At 38.7% G+C, this 24,188-nt stretch carries 18 protein-coding genes and 1 other RNA gene; all 19 read left to right on the top strand.

What is annotated here, in order from left to right; all coding sequences use genetic code 11:
* The first annotated feature begins 2 nt into the window (after positions 1–2).
* Positions 3–239, top strand: coding sequence for a preprotein translocase subunit SecG (gene secG / locus VCHSUH04_RS05450; RefSeq protein WP_105086005.1), 237 nt, complete (start codon positions 3–5; stop codon positions 237–239).
* Positions 240–295: 56 nt separating this feature from the next.
* Positions 296–2,659: a ribonuclease R gene (gene rnr / locus VCHSUH04_RS05445; RefSeq protein WP_105085682.1), complete on the top strand. Its 2,364-nt coding sequence runs from the start codon at positions 296–298 to the stop codon at positions 2,657–2,659.
* A gap of 8 nt (positions 2,660–2,667) precedes the next feature.
* Positions 2,668–3,138, top strand: a complete 471-nt coding sequence (smpB, locus tag VCHSUH04_RS05440) for an SsrA-binding protein SmpB (RefSeq protein ID WP_004697155.1) — start codon at positions 2,668–2,670, stop codon at positions 3,136–3,138.
* Between the two features lie 152 nt (positions 3,139–3,290).
* Entirely contained in the window at positions 3,291–3,791 is a 501-nt protein-coding gene (locus tag VCHSUH04_RS05435) for a hypothetical protein (protein ID WP_105085681.1), read from the top strand.
* Entirely contained in the window at positions 3,791–4,522 is a 732-nt protein-coding gene (locus tag VCHSUH04_RS05430) for a 6-carboxyhexanoate--CoA ligase (protein ID WP_105085680.1), read from the top strand. Before VCHSUH04_RS05435 ends, VCHSUH04_RS05430 begins: the two co-directional genes overlap by 1 nt.
* A 1-nt stretch (position 4,523) precedes the next feature.
* Positions 4,524–5,678, top strand: coding sequence for an 8-amino-7-oxononanoate synthase (bioF, locus tag VCHSUH04_RS05425; protein WP_105085679.1), 1,155 nt, complete (start codon positions 4,524–4,526; stop codon positions 5,676–5,678).
* Between the two features lie 184 nt (positions 5,679–5,862).
* Positions 5,863–6,204: a transfer-messenger RNA gene (gene ssrA, locus VCHSUH04_RS05420) on the top strand.
* A 386-nt stretch (positions 6,205–6,590) separates the two neighbouring features.
* Entirely contained in the window at positions 6,591–7,718 is a 1,128-nt protein-coding gene (locus VCHSUH04_RS05415; RefSeq protein ID WP_105085678.1) for an efflux RND transporter periplasmic adaptor subunit, read from the top strand.
* A 14-nt stretch (positions 7,719–7,732) separates the two neighbouring features.
* Positions 7,733–10,915, top strand: a complete 3,183-nt coding sequence (locus VCHSUH04_RS05410; RefSeq protein WP_105085677.1) for an efflux RND transporter permease subunit — start codon at positions 7,733–7,735, stop codon at positions 10,913–10,915.
* A gap of 155 nt (positions 10,916–11,070) precedes the next feature.
* Complete coding sequence (locus VCHSUH04_RS05405; protein ID WP_105085676.1) at positions 11,071–12,012, top strand: manganese-dependent inorganic pyrophosphatase; 942 nt, start codon at positions 11,071–11,073, stop codon at positions 12,010–12,012.
* A gap of 104 nt (positions 12,013–12,116) precedes the next feature.
* Positions 12,117–14,306 (top strand): DNA helicase PcrA, encoded by a 2,190-nt coding sequence (pcrA, locus tag VCHSUH04_RS05400; protein WP_105085675.1) that lies wholly within the window; start codon positions 12,117–12,119, stop codon positions 14,304–14,306.
* 81 nt (positions 14,307–14,387) lie between these two features.
* The gene (ligA, locus tag VCHSUH04_RS05395; protein WP_105085674.1) at positions 14,388–16,391 is read left to right on the top strand and encodes an NAD-dependent DNA ligase LigA; all 2,004 of its coding nucleotides are present in this window, start codon (positions 14,388–14,390) and stop codon (positions 16,389–16,391) included.
* A gap of 74 nt (positions 16,392–16,465) precedes the next feature.
* Positions 16,466–16,756: an Asp-tRNA(Asn)/Glu-tRNA(Gln) amidotransferase subunit GatC gene (gene gatC / locus VCHSUH04_RS05390; protein ID WP_105085673.1), complete on the top strand. Its 291-nt coding sequence runs from the start codon at positions 16,466–16,468 to the stop codon at positions 16,754–16,756.
* A gap of 11 nt (positions 16,757–16,767) precedes the next feature.
* A complete protein-coding gene (gatA, locus tag VCHSUH04_RS05385; RefSeq protein WP_105085672.1) occupies positions 16,768–18,228 on the top strand; it encodes an Asp-tRNA(Asn)/Glu-tRNA(Gln) amidotransferase subunit GatA in 1,461 nt (486 codons plus the stop codon).
* Entirely contained in the window at positions 18,225–19,673 is a 1,449-nt protein-coding gene (gatB, locus tag VCHSUH04_RS05380; RefSeq protein ID WP_008714014.1) for an Asp-tRNA(Asn)/Glu-tRNA(Gln) amidotransferase subunit GatB, read from the top strand. Before gatA ends, gatB begins: the two co-directional genes overlap by 4 nt.
* A 167-nt stretch (positions 19,674–19,840) precedes the next feature.
* Positions 19,841–20,257 carry a transcriptional regulator gene (locus VCHSUH04_RS05375; RefSeq protein WP_105085671.1) on the top strand — a complete coding sequence of 139 codons (417 nt, stop codon included), beginning with the start codon at positions 19,841–19,843 and terminating at the stop codon, positions 20,255–20,257.
* A 63-nt stretch (positions 20,258–20,320) separates the two neighbouring features.
* A complete protein-coding gene (locus tag VCHSUH04_RS05370; RefSeq protein WP_105085670.1) occupies positions 20,321–22,159 on the top strand; it encodes a B12-binding domain-containing radical SAM protein in 1,839 nt (612 codons plus the stop codon).
* Positions 22,160–22,198: 39 nt separating this feature from the next.
* The gene (locus tag VCHSUH04_RS05365) at positions 22,199–23,164 is read left to right on the top strand and encodes a TIGR01212 family radical SAM protein (protein ID WP_105085669.1); all 966 of its coding nucleotides are present in this window, start codon (positions 22,199–22,201) and stop codon (positions 23,162–23,164) included.
* Between the two features lie 8 nt (positions 23,165–23,172).
* Positions 23,173–24,186 (top strand): PhoH family protein, encoded by a 1,014-nt coding sequence (locus VCHSUH04_RS05360; protein WP_105085668.1) that lies wholly within the window; start codon positions 23,173–23,175, stop codon positions 24,184–24,186.
* The last annotated feature ends 2 nt before the right edge of the window (positions 24,187–24,188 follow it).

Raw genomic sequence — 24,188 nt, 5'->3', positions numbered from 1 at the left:
TCGTGACAAATTTCTTAATGATTGTAGAACTTATTGTATCTATTTTATTAATCGTAGTAGTTGTTGCACAAGAGAGTAAAAACGCAGGCATGGGCGGTGCTGTATCTGGTGCGGCAGACTCTTCTTTTGGTGGTAAGCAACGCGGTTTAGACGCTTTCTTATCTAAATGTACGATTATATTGGGGATTATCTTTGCTGTGTTGAGCTTAGTGTTAGGGGCAATGATTAATCAATTCTAATGATGAAAGCCTGCTTTGCAGGCTTTTTCTTTTTTACAGAATAAGGAGGTGAAGATTTGAAGAAGAAAGTATTAGACTTTTATAAATCTATACAACCACATGCATATCATATTGAAGATGCTGCCTTGGATAACCACATCCGTGGTGGTAAAGATCTTGAGATGTTTATTCGTTCTGCAAAAATGCTTGCTCGAGAAGGGGTATTAACATCTTCACGACCTGATGTATATCAATATGCAGAGCAACAATATGAAGAATATGAAGGTATTTATAAGGGCTATCGTAAGTCTTTTGGCTTTGTCATTATGCCTGAAGATGAAGATATATATGTAGCAGAACAAAATAAAGGTACTGCCATGCATAATGACAAGGTTCGCGTTCGCGTCGTACCTTCTAATTATACAAAGCATAAACGAGAAGGCATTATCGTCGATGTTATTGAACGAGCTAATGAAACCATAGTGGGTACTTATGACCGACAACAACACTTTGGCTTTGTCATCCCTGATGATGAGCGAATTGGGACTGATATCTTTGTAGATTTAAAAAATACATTAGATGCTCGTAGTGGAGCAAAGGTATTAGTGAAAATTACTAAATGGCCTGAAGGCGATAAAAAGCCAGAAGGTGTTATTACTGAAATTCTTGGTTATAAGGGCGATGTAGGTCTTGATATTAACTGCATCATGGCTAATCATAAGATTCCATTTAATTTCCCTGATGATGTTATCAAAGCGAGCCAGAAAATTGATACCCTTATTCATGAAGACCCAGCCCGTTGGGATCTTCGTGACTTACAAATGGTCACTATCGATGGGGAAGATGCAAAAGATTTAGACGATGCTGTGAGTGGCCGAAAATTACCAAATGGTAATTATGAGTTAGGTGTACATATTGCAGATGTGAGTCATTATGTAGTATCCGGACAGGCTATTGATAATGAGGCCTATAAACGCGGCACATCTGTGTATTTAGTAGATCGTGTAGTACCGATGTTACCTGAGGTCCTATCTAACGGCATATGTAGTTTAAATGCTCATGAAGACCGTTATGCTATGACATGTATGATGGAAATAGATAAAGATGGTAAGGTTGTAAATTATCGTATTCGTCCATCTATTATCCATGTAGGACGTCGTTGTAGTTATAAAGAGGTATATAAAGCACTGGAAGAAAACATCATTCCTGATGATTTACAAGACTTTATGCCTATGCTGCATGATTTGGCAGAAATTTCCAAGATTTTGAATCGAATGCGTCGTCGTAGAGGTGCTTTAGATTTTGATTTCCCTGAATATAAAGTATTACTCGATCATGATGGTACACCGTTACGTATTGTAAAACGAGATCGAACCATGGCGGAACGACTTATCGAAGAATGTATGCTCATTGCCAATGAAACAGTGGCTACACACTTAAAGAATACGCATCGTACATCGGTATATCGTATTCACGAGAACCCAAGTGAAGAAAAGTTAGATTTATTCCAAAAGGTATTAAATTACTTGGGGCAAAATCTCGTTCTTAGTGCTGATGGTGTAACACCAAGAGATTTCCAAAAAATCTTAGATGTAGTAAAGGGCCAAGATATTGAGCAAGTAGCTCAAATTATGACCTTGCGTTCTATGCAACAGGCTAAATATAGTATTAGCAATGTGGGACACTTTGGCTTAGCATCTACATGTTATACGCATTTTACATCTCCTATTAGACGATATCCAGACTTAATGGTTCATCGCCTTTTAAAAGCGGATATGCATTGGAAAAATGGTTATTCTAAACGGGATGTAGACGAAGCATTCTTAGCTGGAGCCGTTGAACATTCTTCTATACAGGAGCAAGTAGCTACTGAGGCTGAACGAGATACAGTAGATCTTAAAAAGACTCAATACATGGTTCCATTTGTAGGGGAAGTCTTTGAAGGAACTATTTCTAGCATTACATCCTTTGGGATGTTTGTAGAATTAGAAAATGGTATCGATGGCCTTGTGCATATGAGCATGATGAATGATGATTACTATTTCTTTGATGAAGAACATTTTGTGCTTGTAGGCAAAAGAACAGGTAAAACCTATCACTTAGGTGAAAAGGTAACTGTTACATTAGTAAAAGCCGATGTAGAAAAGAAACAGATCGATTTTGCACTTGGTGAAGTCAATAACTTAATGGCTATACAAGAACAATTGCAAAACGATTCTGACTATGCAAGTAGTCGCGATGGTTATGGTAGTCGTAAAGGTCGTAAATCTTCAGGAAAATCCAGTAAAAAATCTTCACGACGTGATAGTAATAAATCTAGTCATTCTAGGTACGATGCTTTCAGTAAAAAATCTGGTAAAGGCAAATCAAGTCGTAAGAAGTCTAATAAAACGACTAAGCGCAGTCAATCAAAGAAATCTAAAAGTAAACGTAAACGATAGAGGTACATATGGCAAAACAATCTAGTCCATCTCTTATTGCTGATAATCGTAAGGCCCGTCACGATTTTAATATTCATGAAACCTATGAAGCAGGCATTGCTTTGACAGGGACTGAAATTAAATCGATACGTCAAGGTAAACTGAACTTAAAGGATAGCTTTTGTCGCATTGATAAAGGCGAGCTTTTGTTGTATGGGGTCCATATCAGTCCATACGAACAGGGCAATCGTTTTAATCATGAACCTGAACGGACCCGTAAATTGTTGATGCATAAATCTGAAATCAATAAATTACATGCGCAGGTTAAGGAGAAAGGATTCTCTTTAGTGCCGCTAAACTTCCATTTTAGCCATGGTTATGTAAAGGTAACTGTAGGCCTTGTAACTGGTAAAAAGTTATACGATAAGCGTCAAGATATGGCGGAACGCGATGCTAAGCGAGATATTGCAAAGCGTCTCAAAGAACAACAAAAATATTAAAATAAAAAGATCGAGTCATGATGACTCGATTTTTTTTGTGATAATTGTTAACTTGTCTTGCATTTTTAGTTGATAAATATGTATATTGAAATTATAATGTAAACAAAGAGTGGTGTTTGTAGTTGACATTTTCTAAGTAGAGGAGAAATATCATGAATCAGAACATTCGGTACATTACAGAGGTTGCTATTTTAACGGCTATGATTACTGTATTAGGTGCTATTAAAATACCTAATGTCATTCCAGGTATAGAGTTTCAACTGTCAGCTCCATTGGCGGTAGCCATATGTGCCGTATTCGGATTTAAGAAATATATTATTAGCGGATGTCTATCTAGTTTAATCGGTTTAGCACTAGGTACACAAACTATTTTGAATGTTATGATTGCTATGCAATTTAGACTTATCGTAGGGCTAATTCTTTGGATGTGCCACAATCATATGATAGGTATTATGATTTCTGGCCCGATTGCATCTGCATTAGCGCGATTGACCTTGTCTGTATATATCGGTAAGGCTGCATTGCCTATGGTTGCATTAGCAGTGCCTGGCATGATTTTTACTGTTATTATGGCACCAGTATTTGTGAAAGTATTCCGTAAAATTCACAGCCAAGTACCTCAAAATGATCTTGTTAAAGGGAAGGTGTCATAATGGCTGAATTATATAGTGTACGCATGCGTGCAGCACAAGGTGGTCCCCATGAAAAAGGGGGCCACCATATTTCTGGGGCAGAGCGGATTGTGAAGTTAGAAGAAGTAGGGACTATAGCTCAATCGTTAGCTGATCGCGCATTGCATCACAGTAAAGGAACAGCTGATTTTATCAATATTACTGTAGATTTAATCCCACCGGAGAAGATTAGATATATTGACTGTCTAAAGGTAGAGGAACATAAAACTAGTAGCATTTCTGAATCTCATCAATTGGCGACTGAGCTTTTACAAGGTCCTAATATTAGTAAGGCAGCTGTTCATAAAGCTATATCTTTGTTAAAAGGTTTAGATAAATCTATGCGCGGCGCTATGTTAGTGGATACAATTACTGGCGAGCGCTTAGATACAGGTGACCGCGGAGTACGTGTTAGTCATATGGACTCCTTTGACTCTTATGCATTAGGTGATAATGAACATATGAGAGAGGCTTTAGTATTAGCTTCAAAGGTTCAATCAGCAGATGGTATTGTTGGAGAATTATGTTGGTCTGATGATCCAGACTATACAGTAGGTTATGTTGCTTGCAATGGTGTATACCATCGCATTCCTAATATGAAAGAATTGGGCTCAAATATAGGGGGCCGTGTTTTCTTTGTACGGTCTGATATAGATAGTGAAAGTGTAATTGAGTATTTGGAGAGTGCTCCAGTACTTGTTCAACGGAGATAGAATGTACAAATTTTTTAAAGAACAATTGGACTCTAAGATAGAGAACCATAATTTACGAACCTTAAGAGAATACTGTCCTCTAGATGCAGTGCGAGTAAAACGAGATGATAAAGAATACTTAATGATGGCTTCTAACAATTATTTAGGCCTAACCTTTGATCCTCGTGTAATAGAAGGGGCTCTGAAAGGGACTCAAGAATATGGTACTGGCTCAGGTGGGTCTCGACTTGTGTCTGGAACATTTCCATTGTTTACAGAGCTTGAAAATGCATTGGCAAAATTTAAGAATACAGAAAAAGCGCTCGTATTTAATACAGGTTATATGGCTAATGTAGGAACAATTTCAGCTATTGCAGATAAGGACACTATTATCTTTAGTGATGCTTTAAATCATGCTAGTATCATTGATGGTTGTCGTTTAAGCAAAGCCTCCATAAAGGCTTACAGTCATTGCGATGTAGAGGAATTAAAGTATCTACTAAAACAAACGGATCTTAGTGCACGAAAACTCATCGTTACTGATGGTGTCTTTAGCATGGATGGTGATATTGCACCATTGGATAAGCTATATGAGCTGAGCCGTGAATATAATGCATTGCTCATGGTGGATGACGCACATGCTACAGGGACTATCGGCAATGGACATGGTACAGCTACCTATTTCGGTCTTGAAAAAGAGATAGATATACAACTTGGCACATTGAGTAAATCCCTTGGTTCAGTGGGGGGCTATGTGGCTGCTAATAGTACAATTGTTGATTATCTTGTTAATACAAGCCGCAGTTTTATATTTTCTACCGCATTATCTCCTGCTGATATAGGGGCTGCCTTAGCTGCACTACATGTTCTTGAATCAGATATATCCGTTTTACAGCGTTTACATGAAAATGTAAATTATATGGCAGACAAATTGATTTCCATGGGGATTAATGCTACCAATGAAACACCAATTTTCCCAATATTAATTGGGCGTAATGAAGATACACTTGCAGTATCTGAGTATCTATATGAGAGTGGTATTATTGGGACTGCTATTCGTCCCCCTACAGTACCTATTGGTGAAAGCAGAATTAGACTTACGGTGACTGCTGCGCATAATAAAGAACAAATAGATTATGTGTGCCAATCACTGCATAATGCTATGAAACAGTTATAATCATGATAATAGATAATATATTCACTAAAGACAGTAATAAGTGATAAAAGAATCCTTGGATTGGTAAAGCTGTCAAATTTAGATAAGTTGAGAAGGCTAAGAGTAGTGAATATACCGAATTGGTGAAGGTTTCATATAATTGACAGTAATACTAAATAGGCTTATAATTATGAGACCGACGCACGGGGATGTAAAGGTTTCGACAGGGGTGCGTGTGGTATAGATAGCGAGTCGGCGTTCCATGAGGCCGTTAAACGGTGGGAAAACATTTAAACGCAGAAGAAAATTTTGCATTAGCTGCATAAGCTACGTCCCTCATACTTGTGCCTACCAAGTGTGAATGGACGTCAAATCGTAGGCTGGCTTAATTCAGTTGTTCATATGAATTAGGCGAGACAATATGAACTGGGGTTGTGTAGCTTGTCTGTGAGCGGTAGCAACCTGAGACTTAAATCATAGACTGTGCTCGGAGAAGTCTATATGGCAACACTTCTGGACAGGGGTTCGACTCCCCTCATCTCCACCAATATTCAAGCTAAAGCTAGAAGATACGTATTTACTGGATAAAATCAGTAGTTACCTAATCTTCTAGCTTTTTTTAGTGTTCCTATATGATCGCTTAAATACGCATTTGTTCGCTTGAAATTTCACCATGATTTCACCATGATTTCCCCACGGAGCATAGATATTTAATTAGAAAAAAGTGTACACAAAGAATCTAAAATGTCAATAATTTTTGTCGTTTTGATTGTATGCAATGAATATGAATTTAATTAGATTTTATCTATGTTCTATAAAGGTGGAGGAGTATCGAAAAAATTGACTTTGTCTATAGAATCCTGTAAAATATATATAGATATTTATGTAATTATGACACATAAATGATTAGTTTCGTGTAAAGGAGTACAGATAATGAAGTTCCGTTATTCCCGTATGTTAGCGGCTCTCGTTGTATCCGCTGTAATGGTTGCTGGTTGTGGGAGCAATCAACAGCAAGCAGGCGACGTGAGTGTCAATGCATACAAAATTACTGCCAGTGATGCACAGGTAAATCAAACCTATGCTGGTACTGTAGTTGCAGAAAACTCTGTAGCTGTACATGCTCGTGTATCAGGTTATGTAGTTGAAAAATATGTTAAAGGTGGAGAACAAGTTGTAGCTGGTCAACCATTATATCGTATTGATTCTCGTCAATACGAAGCTACTCTTGCTAATGCAGAAGCACAAGCGGCTCAGGCTAATGCGACTTATAAAAATGCTGAAGTAGATCTTAACCGTTATGAAACCTTAGCTCAACAAGATGCTATTGCGCAACAACGCGTAGATACGCAACGCAGTACTGCAGAACAAGCTAAGGCTGCTTATGAGGCTTATCAAGCATCCGTAAAAATTGCTCAAGACAATTTGGGTGATACAATTGTATATGCTCCATATTCTGGTACATTACGTATGGATGATATCGATCTAGGGACATTTGTTCAAGCTGGCTCCACTACTTTGGTTACGATTGACTCCATTGATCCTATCTTTGTTGAATTTAGTATGACTGAACAAGAATATCTTGACTTCATGAAAAATCCAACTGGTGATGATTCCAATGGTCCAAATATTCAGTTAAAGCTTGCTGATGGTGAAACATATAATCAACCAGGCTCTATTGTTCAAGCTGCAAAAAGCCTTGACCAGTCTACAGGTAAGCTCGTGTTAAAAGCGTCCTTCCCAAATCCTGATCATTTGTTATTGCCAAATATGTTTGCCACAGTAATCTCACCTGGTCAAAAACTTAAAAATGCTATCCTTGTTCCTAGTCGCGCTATTCTTCAAATTATGGATAAAAACTTTATCTTTGTTGTAAATGCTGATGGTGTAGTAGAACAAAAAAGTGTTGAAGTTGGCGGTACAAGTGGTAGCGATACAATTATCAAAGCTGGTTTAGCACCTGGAGACACAATCATCGTTGATGGTTTGACTAAGGTTAAAAACGGTGCGAAAGTTAATGCTAAATTGCTTTCCAAAGAACAATTAAAAGCTACAAAATAGAAGGGGGCTAGATCGTGTCGAAATTCTTTATTAATCGACCTATCTTTGCCATCGTAATAGCCATTGTTATTACTTTGGTAGGTCTCATTTCTATGATGAACCTCCCGGTAGCTCGATATCCTCAAATTTCTCCACCTACAGTTCGTGTAAATACTGCCTATACTGGTGCAACGGCTCAAGTTGTAAATGATACCGTGGCTAGTGTTATTGAAACACAAATTGTAGGCGTACAAGATATGGACTATATGACATCTAGTAGCTCTAGTAATGGTAGCTACTCTTTGACTGTTCAGTTCAATCAAGGTACAGATGCCGATATGGATACGGTTAATACTCAAAACCGTGTTCAAGCAGCACTTGCACAGTTGCCTGCAGAGGTACAAGCAGTTGGTGTTACAACTACTAAATCCTCTGGTGATATGGCCTTGATTTTCTCTTTGAACTCCCCAAACGGTACATATGACTCCACATTCTTAAAAAACTATGGTACTAACTATATGATGGATGCCATCAAAGCTATTAAGGGTGTCGGTTCTGTACAAGAGTTCGGCTCTGACTATGCTATGCGCATTTGGTTAGATCCAGCGAAGATGCAAAATCTTGGTGTTACCATTTCTGAAGTAACAGTAGCTATTAAGGGGCAAAACTTACAGGCTGCGGCAGGTACAGTTGGTCAAAATCCTACTAATGGGGAGCAAGCATTCCAATATCCTATCAAAATTGAAGGTCGTCTTGTGACGCCTGAACAATTTGGCAATATTGCTATTAAAAGTTCTAATGGTAAGGTATTGCATCTAAAAGATGTTGCTCGCATTCAAATTGGCGCTAAAGGATATGACTTTATTGCTAAGTCCGCTCATAAAGAGGTTGCAGGTTTTGCTATTTCTTTACAAAATGATGCGAATGCATTAGAAACTATTGCGAATGTTAAGAAGGTACTAGATGAACAATCTAAATCTTTCCCACCAGATATGCAATATAATGTGGTTGTAGATAATACTAAATTCGTAAGTGCATCTATCAATGAGGTAGAGCATACCTTTGTAGAAGCATTGTTACTCGTTCTTATCGTAGTATATGTGTTCCTACAATCCTGGAGATCTACGATCATTCCTATGATTGCTGTTCCAGTATCCTTGCTAGGTACATTTGGTGCTTTCGTATTGCTTGGTTTTTCCATCAATACGTTAACATTATTCGCTATGGTATTGGCTATTGGCCTTGTTGTTGACGATGCTATCGTTGTAGTAGAGGCGGTAGAGTATGAATTAAAATATAATGGCTTACCTCCGAAAGAGGCGGCTATTAAAGCGATGGAAAATGTACAAGGTCCTGTAATTGGTATTGCTTTCGTATTAGTCGCAGTATTCGTACCAGTTGCCTTTATGGGCGGTATGACAGGTATCTTATACAAACAATTTGCCCTAACAATTGCTGTGTCTGTTGTTATCTCTGCAATTGTAGCTCTTGTGTTAACACCAGCGTTATGTGCTACGATGTTGAAACCTCATACGCCTAAAGAGCGTGAAGATTGGGTGCATCGTCAGTTAAATAAATTCAATGCAGCTCTAGAACGTTTCAGCAATTGGTATGGTATTCAATTGGCTCGTTTAAGCCATCGTTTGAGCTTAACTGTTATTGCTCTTTTAATTTTCGCAGGTGGTACTGGTTTGGTATTCCACTTCTTGCCTACATCCTTTGTACCAGCAGAGGATAGCGGTTATTATATGATTGCCGTTAATGAACCGCCAGGTGCTACATCTGAGCGTACGATGGCAACACTTGAAAAAATTGCTTCCTTCTTAGAAGGCAAAAATGATCCAGAAAAGCCAAAAGATGAGCAATTATTCCAAGAGGTATTTACAGTAGCTGGCTTTGACCTCTTAGGGAACGGTCAAAAATCTAGTGCAGGTGTAATCTTTGCTACTATGTCTGACTGGAAGTATCGTACTACACAAGCTACATCTATTAAAGCAATGGTTGGTCAAACCTTTGGTTTTGCTGCTCAAGGCGTACCAGAAGCAACTGTAGTTGCTTTGAATCCACCATCTATTCCTGGTTTAGGTGCTACTGGTGGCTTCAGTATGTATATCATTAATAAAGCTGGTGACAGCCCACAAGTTATGGCGGAACGTGCTAATGAATTCTTAGCAGAAGCTCGTAAGAGTCCCGCAATTCAATCTATTTACACTACCTTTGATACATCTACACCATCCTTACAATTTGATGTGAATCGTGAAAAAGCGGCTCAAGATGGTGTGGCATTAGCTGATATCTTTACTACATTGCAAGGTTTCTATGGTAGTATTCAAGTTAATGACTTCACTACATATGGTAAAAACTATAAAGTAGTAGTTCAAGCTGAAGATGCATACCGTCAAAATGCAGATCAGCTTAATATGTTAGCTGTTCGTAATAGCAAGGGCCTTATGGTTCCAGTTTCTAACTATATTACAAAGGAACAAACTGGCACACCATCTAGTATCACTCGTTTTGATAATGCCATGGCTGTACAAATCGGTGGTTCTCAAGCGAATGGTTACTCCTCTGGTGATGCCATAAATGCATTGAAAGAGGCGGCAGCTAAAACATTACCAGCCGGTTATACATATGACTGGGCAGGTCAATCTCGTGAAGAGTTGAAAGCTGGTTCTCAAACCATTATGATTCTTGGTTTAGGTCTAGTATTTGTATTCTTAATTTTGGCTGCCTTGTATGAATCTTGGAAGGTTCCATTTGCCGTATTGTTCTCCGTACCATCTGGTATGATTGGTGCTTCTTTAGTTCCATTCTTGTTGAACTTCACAGGCAGATATTCCTTAGCTAATGATATTTACATGCAGATCGGTCTCTTAACACTTGTTGGTTTGGCTGCAAAAAATGCGATCTTAATCATCGAGTACGCTAAGATCCGTGTTGACGAACGTGGTATGAACGTTGTTGATGCCGCTATCGAAGCTGCAAAAATTCGTTTACGTCCAATCTTGATGACATCCTTTGCGTTCATCCTTGGTGTATTGCCATTGGCAGTATCTACTGGTGCTGGTTCTGGTGCTCGTACATCCATGGGTATTACTGTAGTAGCAGGGATGACCACAGCTACATTGTTTGGTATCTTTATCATTCCAATGCTGTTCATCATCATTGAAACACTTGGACCTGGTATGTTTACAAACCGTAAAAAAAATCACGACTAATCATTTACATTAGATAATTTTGTAGAATGACAAAAACACGTCACTACTTAGTAGTGGCGTGTTTTTTTATATAATTTATGATATAATAATAGAGTTAAAAATCGGATTGACGTAAGTCGATATTAAGTGTGAAATTTATATAAAAGAGGTATATTATGAGTGATGTAAAAACATATGTAGCAGGTCATAAAAGCCCTGATACAGATTCTATTTGTTCTGCTATTTCCTTTGCTAATTTCTTAACACAAATGGGTACACCAGCTACTCCAGTATGTGCAGGTGAAGCAAATAAGGAAACAACATACGTATTGAATCATTTTGGTTTTGAACACCCTCAAATCGTTAAGAATTGGGAAGAATTTGCTCCAGAAGGTGGTAACTTATATTTAACAGACCACAATGAATCTAAACAAATCATTGACGGTTACAAGTCTATGAATATGTGCGGCGTTGTGGATCATCACCGCATTGGTGATTTCGAAACTGATGGTCCTGTATTTATGCGTTTAGAACCAGTAGGTTGCTCTAATACAATCATTACTAAATTGTACATGGAAAACAATCAAGAAATTCCTAAAACTATTGCTGGTTTGATGTTGTCCGCTATCATTTCTGATACTGTTTTATTCCGCTCTCCAACATGCACAGAAACAGATAAAGAAATGGCACATAAATTGGCGGAAATCGCTGGTGTAGATATCGAGTCCTATGGCCTTGATATGTTAAAAGCTGGTGCAGATATTACTGATTTGACTAACGACGACATCGTTCGTACAGACATGAAAGAATTCTCCGAAGCAGGTAAAACAATTTCTATCGGTCAAATTTCCGTTATGGATACAACAGACGTATTGGCTAAACAAGGTGAATTAGTACAAGCGTTAGAAGCTCTTCGCAGTGCTAATAACTATGATGCATCTTACATCATGATTACAAATATTCTTGATGAAAGCACTACATTGTTATTCAGCGGTGATGTAGAAGCTGTAGTAACAAAAGCATTCGAAAAAGAAGTTAAAGATAATGGTGTATTCTTGCCAAATACTATGTCTCGTAAAAAACAAATCGTACCACCAATTCTTGGTGCTATGAAATAGTATAGTAGTATACAAAGGGAAAAGAACGTTGCTTGCAACGTTCTTCTTCTCTATTTATATGATTATGAAACTATAGTATATGTAAGGGCGATAGGGGTGTTCCGATGAATTCATTATTAACAGGTTTAAATAAAGAGCAACAACAAGCCGTTCAACATACGGAAGGCCCTTTATTGATTTTAGCCGGTGCAGGATCTGGTAAAACAAAGGTTTTAACTGTTCGTATTGCACATTTATTGGCTCAAGGTGTTAATCCTTATGAAATCTTAGCTATTACTTTCACCAATAAAGCGGCAAAAGAAATGAAAAGTCGTGTAGAAGGTTTAGTAGGTGATGTAGCTAATCGAATTTGGCTCAGCACATTCCATAGCTTCTGTGCGAAATTTTTGCGTTTTGAATTAGATAACTTCTTAGGTTATAACAGTAACTTTACAATCTACGATACATCTGACTCGCAAGCTGTTATTAAGGCTGCTTTAAAAGCATTAAACCTCGACGATAAATACTATCCTGTAGGTGCTATGATTGGTGCCATATCTGATGCAAAAAATAAATTGTTATTTGCCTCAGATTTTAGAAAGCAAGCGAGAGACTTTTACCAACAAAAGGTTGCTGATGTATATGAGTATTATGAACGGGAATTGCGTAAGAATAATGCTCTAGATTTTGATGATCTTTTATTGGTAGCCGTTAAATTATTGCAGTCCAATGAGGCTGTGTTAGATAAATATAGCAAGCGTTTTCGTTATGTTATGATCGACGAATATCAAGATACGAACCATGCTCAATATTTATTGGCTAAATTATTAGCCTCTCATTGGAAAAATATTGCCGTTGTAGGTGATGCTGATCAAAGTATCTACGCATGGCGTGGCGCAGATATTCAAAATATTTTGGACTTTGAAAAGGATTATCCAAACTGCACATCTATCAAGTTGGAACAAAACTACCGTTCTACAAAGATTATTCTTGATGCAGCCAATGCAGTAATTGAAAATAACGAAGGTCGTCCTAAGAAAAATTTATGGACAGATAAGACAGAAGGGGCTAAAATTCAACATTTTACGGCTCAGTCTGAACATGAAGAAGCTGCTTTCATCGGCGATACCATCGCTAAAAAGCACGATATTCATGGTGTACCTTATGGTGATATGGCTATTTTGTACCGTACAAATGCTCAATCTCGTGTACTTGAAGAAGCACTGATTAAGAGAGCATTGCCCTATACTATGGTAGGGGGCACAAAGTTCTACGATCGCAAAGAAATTAAGGACGTTTTGGCATATCTACGTGTGTTATATAATCCATTCGATGATTTAAGTTTATTGCGCATCATCAATGTACCTAAGCGTAGTATTGGTGCTACTACAGTGGCAAAACTACAAGATTATGCTCGCTCGAATGGCACGTCCTTGTTTATGACATTAACACAGCTGCATCTAGTAGATACGATTAAAGGTAAGACAAAGGAAAAGTTAGAGGACTTTGGTATCCTTATCTTTACTCTCGTAGCTGAAATGGAAGATAGAACAGTACTAGATATTCTAGAGTCCATTTTAGATAGAACCGGTTATTTAGCTCAGTTGGAAGAAAGTACAGATCCACAAGATCAAGCTCGCGCTGAGAATATCGGTGAGCTTTTATCTGTAGCTAAAGACTTCCAAGATACAAATCCAACTGGTACAGTGGAAGACTTCTTGGAACAAGTAGCACTTGTAAATGATGTTGATTCTTTCGAGCAAGAAGAGTCTAAAGTTACATTGATGACATTACATGCTGCGAAAGGTTTGGAATTCCCTATTGTATTCTTAGGTGGCTTGGAGGAAGGTTTATTCCCTCATAGTCGCACCTTGATGAATCCTGAGGAAATTGAAGAGGAACGCCGCCTTGCTTATGTAGGTATTACTCGTGCTGAAAAGGAATTATATATTTCTAATGCCACTACGCGTACCGTATTTGGACGGACTAGCAGCTATTTACCATCTCGTTTTATCGATGAAATTCCAGAAGAGTTAGTAGATGGTTTGCGTGCTAAGCGTAAAGTACCTGATGATATTAAGCGTCATGTGCCGCAACATATGAGTGTCACAAGCCGACCAGTTACAAAGCCAATCGTTCGCAATGAAGTAATTGCCGATTGGAAGGTTGGTGATACGGCTATTCATAGCAAGTGGGGCAATGGTAAAGTCATCAATGTTGCCGGCGAAGGGGCTGGTATGAAGCTGACAATTGAATTCCCCACACAAGGTGTACGTGTAGTAATGGCAAAATTTGCACCTGTTAAGAAGGGATAAAATTTGTGTATGGCAGTTAACCTCTCTACCTTACTTGTAAGGAACGTATAGAGTGTTACTGCACTGTAAAAGGGATGTAATATGAATCCGAAAGATAGAATTAAAGAGTTACAACAAGAGCTAACTCATGCGCAGTATTTATACTACGTAAAAGATGCTCCTACAATGAGTGACTTTGAATATGATAAAAAATATCGTGAGCTTGTTGATTTGGAAACAGCTCATCCTGAATATATTGTGCCATCATCTCCAACACAACGGGTAGGCATGAAGGTGGAAGGTTCCTTTGAAAAGGTCGTTCATGGCCGTCCTATGTTGAGCTTATCTAATGTATTTAGTGCTGATGAAGTACGTGCATTTGCTAGTCGTGTAGAGAAGGAATTAGGTCATAAGCCTTCTGCTTATGTGGTAGAACTTAAAATCGATGGTTTAGCTGTTAATTTGCACTATGAGAACGGCATGTTTGTACGTGCCGTAACACGTGGTGATGGTCGCATTGGTGAAGACGTAACTGCTAATGTGCGTACTATTAAATCCATTCCTTTATATTTAGAGAATGCGCCAGAATTTATCGAGGTTCGCGGTGAAGCGTATATGCCTCATAGTGAATTTAAACGTATAAATGAAGAACGTGACGAAGAGGGCTTACCTACCTTCGTAAATCCTCGTAATGCAGCAGCCGGTTCTTTGCGTCAGCAAGATCCTGCCATTACGGCTAGTCGTAATTTAGCATTCTTTGCCTATGCAATCGGTTCTGAAGTGGGGGCTAATATTCATAGCCAAGAGGAATTATTACAAAGCTTAGAAACGTTTAAGTTTTCTGTAAACCCTCATTACCGCGTATGCAAAACAATTGACGAGGTCATAGAGGCTATTAATTATTGGGGTGAAAAGCGCCATGAGTTGCCATACGATACAGATGGTATGGTAATTAAGGTCAATAGTTTTGATGACCAAGAGGTACTTGGTAGTACTGCGAAGGATCCTAAGTGGGCAACAGCGTACAAATATCCTCCAGAAGAGGTAGAAACCGTTCTTAAGGATATTACTATCAATGTAGGACGTACAGGTGTTCTTACGCCAACAGGCGAGCTTGAATCCGTATTCGTATCTGGTACGAATGTAAGTCGTGTAACATTACACAATCAAGACTTTATCAATGAAAAGGATATTCGCATTGGTGACCACGTTATCATTCACAAGGCGGCTGAAATTATTCCAGAAGTCATCCGCGTAGTTCCAGAAAAACGTAATGGTTCTGAGGTGCCTTTCACTATTCCAAATCGCTGTCCAGTATGTGACTCTCCTACAGTTCGTCGTGAAGGTGAAGCCGCTGTTCGTTGTACTAATAAACACTGTCCTGCCATTGAAAAAGAACAAATTATCCATTTTGCATCTCGCGATGCTATGAATATTGATGGTTTGGGTCCTAGCATTGTAGAAAACTTGATTAATAATAAGTTAATCACTAATGTGGTGGATTTATATCATTTAACGGTAGATCAACTAGTTACCATGGATAGGATGGGTAAGAAATCTGCAGAAAATTTGGTGAAAGCCATCGTAGACTCTAAAACTCGTGGATTAGACCGCGTATTGTATGGCCTCGGTATTCGCCTAATTGGATCTAAAGCAGCCGGCACAATTGCTAACGTTGTGAAATCTATGGAACGATTCATGACAATTACTAAAGAAGAATTGGTGGCGGTAGAAGAAATCGGTCCTACTATGGCTGATAGTATTGTTGAATACCGTCAAGATCCTGCTCATGTAGCAATCATTGAAGGTTTAACAGCGGTAGGACTTAAAATGACTGTAGATGTTGTTGAAGCAGCAGGCAACCAAATGGAAGGCGAAAGCGTCGTTCTCACAGGTAAGCTTGAGGTTATGGGCCGCAGTGAAGCTGGTAAGATTCTTGAAGCTCATGGGGCTAAGGTGACAGGTTCCGTCTCTAAGAAAACAACCCTTGTTATTGCTGGCGAAGACAGTGGTAGTAAGCTTATTAAAGCAAATGAATTGGGTATTCGTGTTATGAATGAAGAAGAGTTTGTAGAACTCCTACGCGAACTCGGAGAAATCCAATAGACATACATTCTACAATATTTTGAAAATATATATTATTTGCTTTATAATAAATAATTATGAAAGGATGTGTCTCGATGAAAATCAGCCAAGAGGAAATTAAAAAAATCGCCTTACTTTCACGCTTGGAAGTTAAGGAAGAACATATGGCACATGTAGAAAAAGAGTTGTCCGACATCTTGACTTATGTTGCTGAACTAGATGCATTAGAACTTGATGGTGTGGAGCCTATGGCTCATGCAGTACCATTGCACAATGTATTTAGAGAGGATGAAACAAAACCATCCCTTAATCATGATTTAGCTTTATCCAATGCTCCAGAAGCAGAGGATGGGTACTTTAAGGTACCTCGCGTTGTACAAGAATAGGAGGTTTCGCTGTGGCAACAATTCATGAATTACACAAGAAACTAGTGAATAAAGAAATCAGCGCTGTTGAATTGACGAATGCTGTTATTGCACATAAAGCGAAAGTGGAACCGACTGTACATGCGTACTTATACGATTCTCATGATCGTGCTTTGGCTACAGCTAAGCTTGTAGATGAAGCAATTGCTAAAGGTGATGCTATTTCCCCATTGGCAGGTATTCCTGGTGCAATTAAAGATAATATTTGTATTAAAGATGAACCTGCAACATGTGCATCTAAAATGTTGGAAAACTTTGTGCCTCCATACAATGCATCAGTTATTGAACGTTTACAAGACAATCATTATATTAGCCTTGGTAAACTTAATATGGATGAATTTGCTATGGGTGGCTCTACAGAGAACTCTGCATTAGCTAAAACATCTAATCCTTGGAATGCTGATTGTGTACCAGGCGGTTCTTCTGGCGGTAGTGCAGCAGCTGTATCCAGCGGATCTGCTATTTGGGCTCTTGGCTCTGATACAGGTGGGTCTATTCGCCAACCAGCATCCTTCTGTGGCGTTGTAGGTTTAAAACCAACATACGGAAATGTATCTCGTTATGGCTTAATTGCCTTCGCATCTTCTTTGGATCAAATTGGACCTGTTACACGTGATGTAACAGATGCAGCGTTAGTATTAAATGCAATCTCTGGTCACGATGCTAAAGATTCAACGTCCATTCCAGGCACTCGTGTAGACTACACTACAGCACTTGTAAATGATGTAAAAAATCTAAAAATTGGTGTACCTAAAGAATTCTTTGGTGAAGGTCTCAATAGCGAAGTTCGTAAAGCTGTGGAAGAAGCTATCGAAACATACAAAAAATTAGGTGCTGAAATCGTTGAGGTTTCCTTGCCTAATTCTAAATATGCATTGTCTGCATACTATATCATCGCATTGGCAGAAGCTAGCTCCAATTTGGCTCGTTATGACGGTGTAAGTTATGGTATGCGGGTACCTGCAGATAACTTAGTAGATATGTCTACTAAAACTCGCACAGAAGGCTTTGGTCCTGAAGTACAACGCCGTATCTTGTTAGGTACCTATGTATTGAGTGCTGGTTACTATGATGCTTATTATTTGAAAGCATTGAAAGTTCGTCGCCTTATTAAAAACGAATTTGACGAAGCATTCTCCAAGGTGGATTTGATTTTGACACCAACTGCACCTAATACATCCTACAAATTTGGTGAAAAAGCTAATGATCCATTGGCAATGTACTTAGAAGATATCTGTACAGTACCAGCAAATCTTGCAGGTATTCCAGGTATTAGCATCCCAGCAGGTATGAGTAGCAATAATTTGCCAATTGGCTTACAATTACTTGGCCCTGCTATGGGTGAAGAAACATTATTACGTGCTGCTTTCACATTTGAACAAGCACGTCCGGACTGTCAATTAGTAGCACCAACTGGGGAGGTTTCTCTATGAGTAGTAAATACGAAACAGTCGTTGGTTTAGAGGTTCATACAGAGCTTAAGACTAAGTCTAAAATCTTCTGTGGTTGTACCACTGAATTCGGCGGCGATCAAAATACACACGTATGCCCAGTATGCCTTGGCTTACCTGGTGCTATGCCTGTATTAAATAAACAAGTAGTAGAATTTGCTATCAAAGTTGGTTTAGCATTGAATTGTGAAATTCTAAACTTTAACAAATTTGACCGTAAAAACTACTACTATCCGGATTTGCCTAAAAACTATCAAACATCTCAATATGATTTGCCAATTTGCTTAAATGGTCATTTGGACATTGAAGTAAATGGTGAAACTAAACGCATTGGTATTACGCGTATTCACATGGAAGAAGATGCAGGTAAACTCGTTCACAGTGGTAACACTATTTCCGATTCTAAATCTTCTAATGTTGACTACAACCGTACAGGTGTTCCTCTTCTTGAAATCGTATCTGAACCAGATATTCGTTCTGGTGCAGAAGCAAGAGCATATGTTGAAAAACTACGTTCCATCTTGCAATATTTAGAAGTATCTGACGGTCGTATGGAAGAAGGTTCCTTGCGTGGTGATTGTAACGTATCCGTACGTTTGCGCGGTACTAAAGAGTTTGGTACACGTACAGAAACTAAGAATGTTAACTCCTTAACAGCTATTCAAAAGGTTGTTGAATATGAAGCCTTGCGTCAAGCTAAGTTGATCGAAGCTGGCGGTAAAGTAGATCAAGAAACACGTACTTGGGATGATGCTCAAGGCATTACGATTGGTATGCGTAAGAAAGATGAAGAAAACGATTACCGTTACTTCCCTGAGCCAGATTTGGTACCAATTGTAATTACGGACGAAAAAATTGAAGAAGTACGCCGTGCGTTACCTGAATTGCAAGATGCTAAGATTGAACGCTTTGTATCTGAATATGGTTTGTCTCGTGAAGATGCAACAATCCTTACTGTATCTCGTAAAACTGCAGATTTCTTAGATGCTACTGTAAAAGCAGGTGCAGATGCTAAGACTGTGGCTAATTGGATGCTTGGTGACTTGTCCAAGATGATTAATGAAAGTGGTTTAACATTCGCTGAATCTAAAGTAAGCCCAGAAAACTTGGCTGGTATGATTGCCCTTATCGATAAAGGTACAATCTCTGGTAAAATTGCGAAAAAAGTTATCGTATCCATGTGGGAATCCGGCAAGGATGCTGATACTATCGTAAAAGAAGAAGGTCTTGTTCAAATCACAGATACTGGTGCTATTGAAGAAATTGTTAAGCAAGTTATTGCTAATAATCCACAACCAGTGGCAGATTTCAAAGGTGGCAATGGTAAAGCTATTGGCTTCTTAGTAGGTCAAGTTATGAAAGAATCTAAAGGCCGTGCTAACCCAGGTATGGTAAATCAATTGCTTCAAAAATACTTGAAAGACTAATTTGGCCGTTAGCCTATAGTCATATAAGCAATACAAACAAAAATATCCCCTATAGATATATGAATTCATATCTATAGGGGATATTTATTTGCATTTTTATCAGAAAAATATGGTATAATAAGTTGTATAAAATTAATTATTCTTTTGGTCATATAAAGGACGTAACGATGTCTGATCAACACAATACAAATAACAATCAAAATACATATAGAAATAATGAACGTAGCGATAGCTTTGGTGGTAATGCTCACTTCGGAGAGCCAAATACACGAGTATTATCTGATGATGAACGCCGTGACTTTGATGGTGTAACTATTGAAGAGGTAGGAGATTTTGTTCATGTGGACTCTACACCTAGTAATATGAACGAAGAGTATCAACGCAGTGAAGAGTACAATCAATATGGCCCTCATGTTAAGGTGTATAGCTTTAATAGTACAAGCTGGCTTAGTCGCATCATTTTGATTATCATATTAGCTGTTGTTTTAGCAGCAGTTGTATTCTTCGGTGGCATTATCCTCTCTGTAGTCGGGGTTGTCATTTTAGTGGGGGCTATTGTTTCCTTTATCTTTGGGCTCTTTTAATGGTATAATATATATATTATGACTAGACGGTGGCTGAGCCATTCGATGATTTAAAGGGGACCTATGAACGTAGTTTTATCCACATTAAACTCAAAATTTATACATTCCTCCCTGGCTTTGCGGTATCTGAAAGCCTACGGGCAGGCTCACGGACAGGCATACGATATAGTAGAATATACTATTAATATGCCTGTTTTACATATTCTTAGCGATATTACAGAGCGCAATATAGATGTATTGGGCTTCGCTTGCTATATCTGGAACATTGAAATGACCTTACATGTGGTGGATATGGTGAAAGCCGTTCGACCAGATATTAAAATTATCTTAGGCGGTCCGGAGGTATCTTTCACTGCCGATGAAATTCTAAATCGTTGCCATGCTGTGGATTATGTTGTACAAGGCGAAGGGGAAGAAGCTTTCTACCAACTCATTAGTGCATTACAAAATGGTAAGGATGGATTAGGAGAAGAAATCCCTGGTGTACGGGGCCGCCATATTACAGGTCAACTTATGGGATCCACTGAGGCCGTAGAGGTTAAAGATCTTAGTACCATTCCATTCCCATATGTAGAAGAGGATATGGAGGATTTAGAACATAAAATCATCTATTATGAATCCTCTCGCGGATGTCCATTCTCTTGTCAGTATTGCTTATCTGGTAATAAGAATACAGTGCGGTTCTTCCCACAGGAGAGAACCTTCAAAGAGTTACAATGGTTTATCGACCATAAGGTAAAGCAAGTTAAGTTTGTAGATAGAACATTTAACTGTGCACCACATCACCATCGTCCATTGATGGAATTTATGCGAGATGCTAATACAGAGACGAACTTCCATTTAGAAATGGAACCTGAGCTCATGACGGAATGGGAAACAAATATTCTCTGTGAAACACCGCCAGGGCGTATTCAAATCGAAGTGGGCGTACAAAGTACACATAAGAAAACCTTAGATGCTATTAACCGATATAACGATTGGCCGTACATTCAAAAGGCAATTAGACCTATTATTGAAGCAGGTAGAACTCATGTTCATATGGATTTAATTGTAGGCTTACCTTACGAAAATAAAGCACGATTTGGATTATCCTTCAACGATTTATTTAGCTTACAACCTCATGCGCTGCAAATAGGGTTCTTGAAACTTTTAAAAGGCTCTGGTGTACGCCGCATGAAGGAATACCAATATATTAGTGATCCGTTAGCGCCATATGAGGTTTTGAGCACTCATGTATTACCATATAATGATGTACGCTTCTTAAAGCACTTTGAAGATGTATTTGAACGCTTCTATAATAGTGAGCGTTTTAGAACAGTCTTTGGCTATATTGGTAGCAAGCTCATAAAGGAACATACTGACACATCTATAACTGGTGAGGATACAGCAACAAATCATGTACCGACTATGAAAAAGTATGATCCTACCAATGTGGAGCCTAAAAAAGACGCTTTTTCTTATTTTTGTGAAATGACACAAGCTTGGCTCGATGCTGACAATCACAAGGTTAACTTGAAAGATATCGACCAAATCGAGTTCTTATATAATTTCTTTTTGTCTAAAGGCGACAATGTGGCCGCTGAATTACTACAGTACGATACACTTGTTAGCTATCGTGGTAAGGTTCGTAGCGAAGCTGTTGGTTTGCCAAAACAAACAAAGGAACTTTTACAAGAAGGGGAATCATTCTGGCGCAACGAAGAAATTGCATCTCAGTATATTCCAAACTATACCTTCAAAGAATGGCGCAAAATTCGCCAACAATATGTAGAAATGCCAATGTCTGAAGATACGGCACATGTATTAGGCATAGAGAATGTACCTAATACACCATTTACAGTAATTATCGACGTTAATAAAGAGGTAAAACCCTTTATACGTCCTGAAATAGAGGCTTGTTAAATTTTACAAGCGATGATTGGTTAGTTAAATAGGAGTGTTATGACCGATACAACGAGACCAAAACGATACCGCATGGTATCTAAATATTATAAAGAAACCTATGGGGAAAAGGTTTATAAATTGCCTGTTGCCTTACCGCTAACTTGTCCAAATCGAGATGGTTCGGCGGGCGTAGGGGGCTGCACCTTCTGCGGTGAAATCGGTGCGGGCTATGAAAATCGTCCTGCGTGGATGACAGTGCGCATGCAATTAGAGGAAAATATTGCTCACATAGGTCCTAAATATAAGGCGAAAAAATTTATACCTTATTATCAAAACTTTAGTAATACTTATTTGGGACTTGATGATTTTAAAAGCTATATGGAGCAAGGCTGCATCGACGAAGCAGTAGGTATCGCCATTGCTACGAGACCAGATTGTATTGCCGATGAATATTTAGACATATTGGCTGACATTAGAGATCGCTTTCAAAAGGATATCTATATTGAATTAGGATTGCAAACGGTCAATTATGATACATTAGAGAAAATTAATCGAGGCCATGATTTAGCTCAGTTTATTGATGCTGTATTGCGGATTAAGAGATATGGATTTAATGTAACAACCCATATGATAGTAAATCTTCCATGGGATACTATGAAAGATACCATCGAAGGAGCCCGTATCTTATCAGCCCTCGGTGTCGATCAAGTTAAATTACATGCCTTGTATATCGTTAAAAATACATTGATGGCCAAGTGGTACCAAGAAGGTCAGTTCACCTTAATCAGTGCAGAAGAATATGCTGACCGTGTAGTCAACTTTATCCGTCATTTACACCCTGACATTGTCCTACAACGTCTTGTAGGACGAGCGCCTGAAGATAATACACTCTTTACAAATTGGTCTATGGGATGGTGGCGCGTACAAGACTTAATTGATGATAAATTAGACGAACTGGATGCTCATCAAGGTGATTTATGTGATTATTTAAACGGCAAAGCTGTTCGTAAGTTTATAGATTAGGAGGTTATATGAGCGAACAAGTATTTACATTTCCTACATATGACCTAGCACAATCCATACTAGGTCAACATAATCGATATTTGCATATGATGCTTGAAGTTATCTCTGCAGATGTAGTGGCACGCGGGGATACTGTGGTTATCAAGGGCAATGAAAAGCAAGTAGAGGCCCTGTATCGTACGTTAGAGGAACTGGTATTTTTATATCGTGAAGGCAGCACCATCACTGAGTCCCAAGTTCGTATTGCGGCAAAACTCGTAGCGAACGGTAAAGCTGATGCTGTACATACTATGTTTGAAGATACCTTATCCGTTAATATGCGCGGTAAAAATATTACGCCTAAAACGGAAGGTCAGAAATACTATGTAGATAGCATCCGTAAAAATACCATTACCTTTGGTATAGGCCCTGCCGGTACAGGTAAAACATTCCTAGCCGTAGCGTTAGCCGCATTCTATTTAAAAAACCGCAATGTAGATAAAATTATTTTGACTCGTCCTGCTGTAGAGGCTGGTGAACGATTAGGCTTCCTACCTGGTGAATTACAAGACAAAGTAGATCCTTATTTGCGACCTCTTTATGATGCATTACATGAAATGTTTGGCATCGAGCAAGTACAACGCTTTATGGAACGCGGTACTATCGAGGTAGCACCATTAGCATATATGCGTGGGCGTACCTTAGAAAACGCCTTCGTTATTCTAGACGAAGCTCAAAATACGACGGCTGAGCAGATGAAGATGTTCTTAACCCGTTTAGGTAACAACTCTAAAATGGTAGTCAACGGTGATAAGACACAAATTGACTTGCCACCACGTGTTGTATCTGGTCTTGGCGAGGCTGAAAAGGTATTGCGTCATGTACCTGGTATTAATATGGTTTACTTTAGCGATCAAGACGTTGTTCGTCACGATTTAGTTGGTCGTATTGTAAAAGCTTACGATCAGTATCATGAACGCAAATTAGCTGGTGAGACTGCGGAAATTAACGCAGCATCCAAAGAGCATGTAGTGAAAGGATAAGC

The sequence above is a fragment of the Veillonella sp. T14073-2 genome (genome assembly GCF_002959875.1).
In the GTDB taxonomy this organism is placed as follows: domain Bacteria; phylum Bacillota; class Negativicutes; order Veillonellales; family Veillonellaceae; genus Veillonella; species Veillonella infantium.
This window is presented reverse-complemented; position numbering and strand designations above follow the sequence as displayed.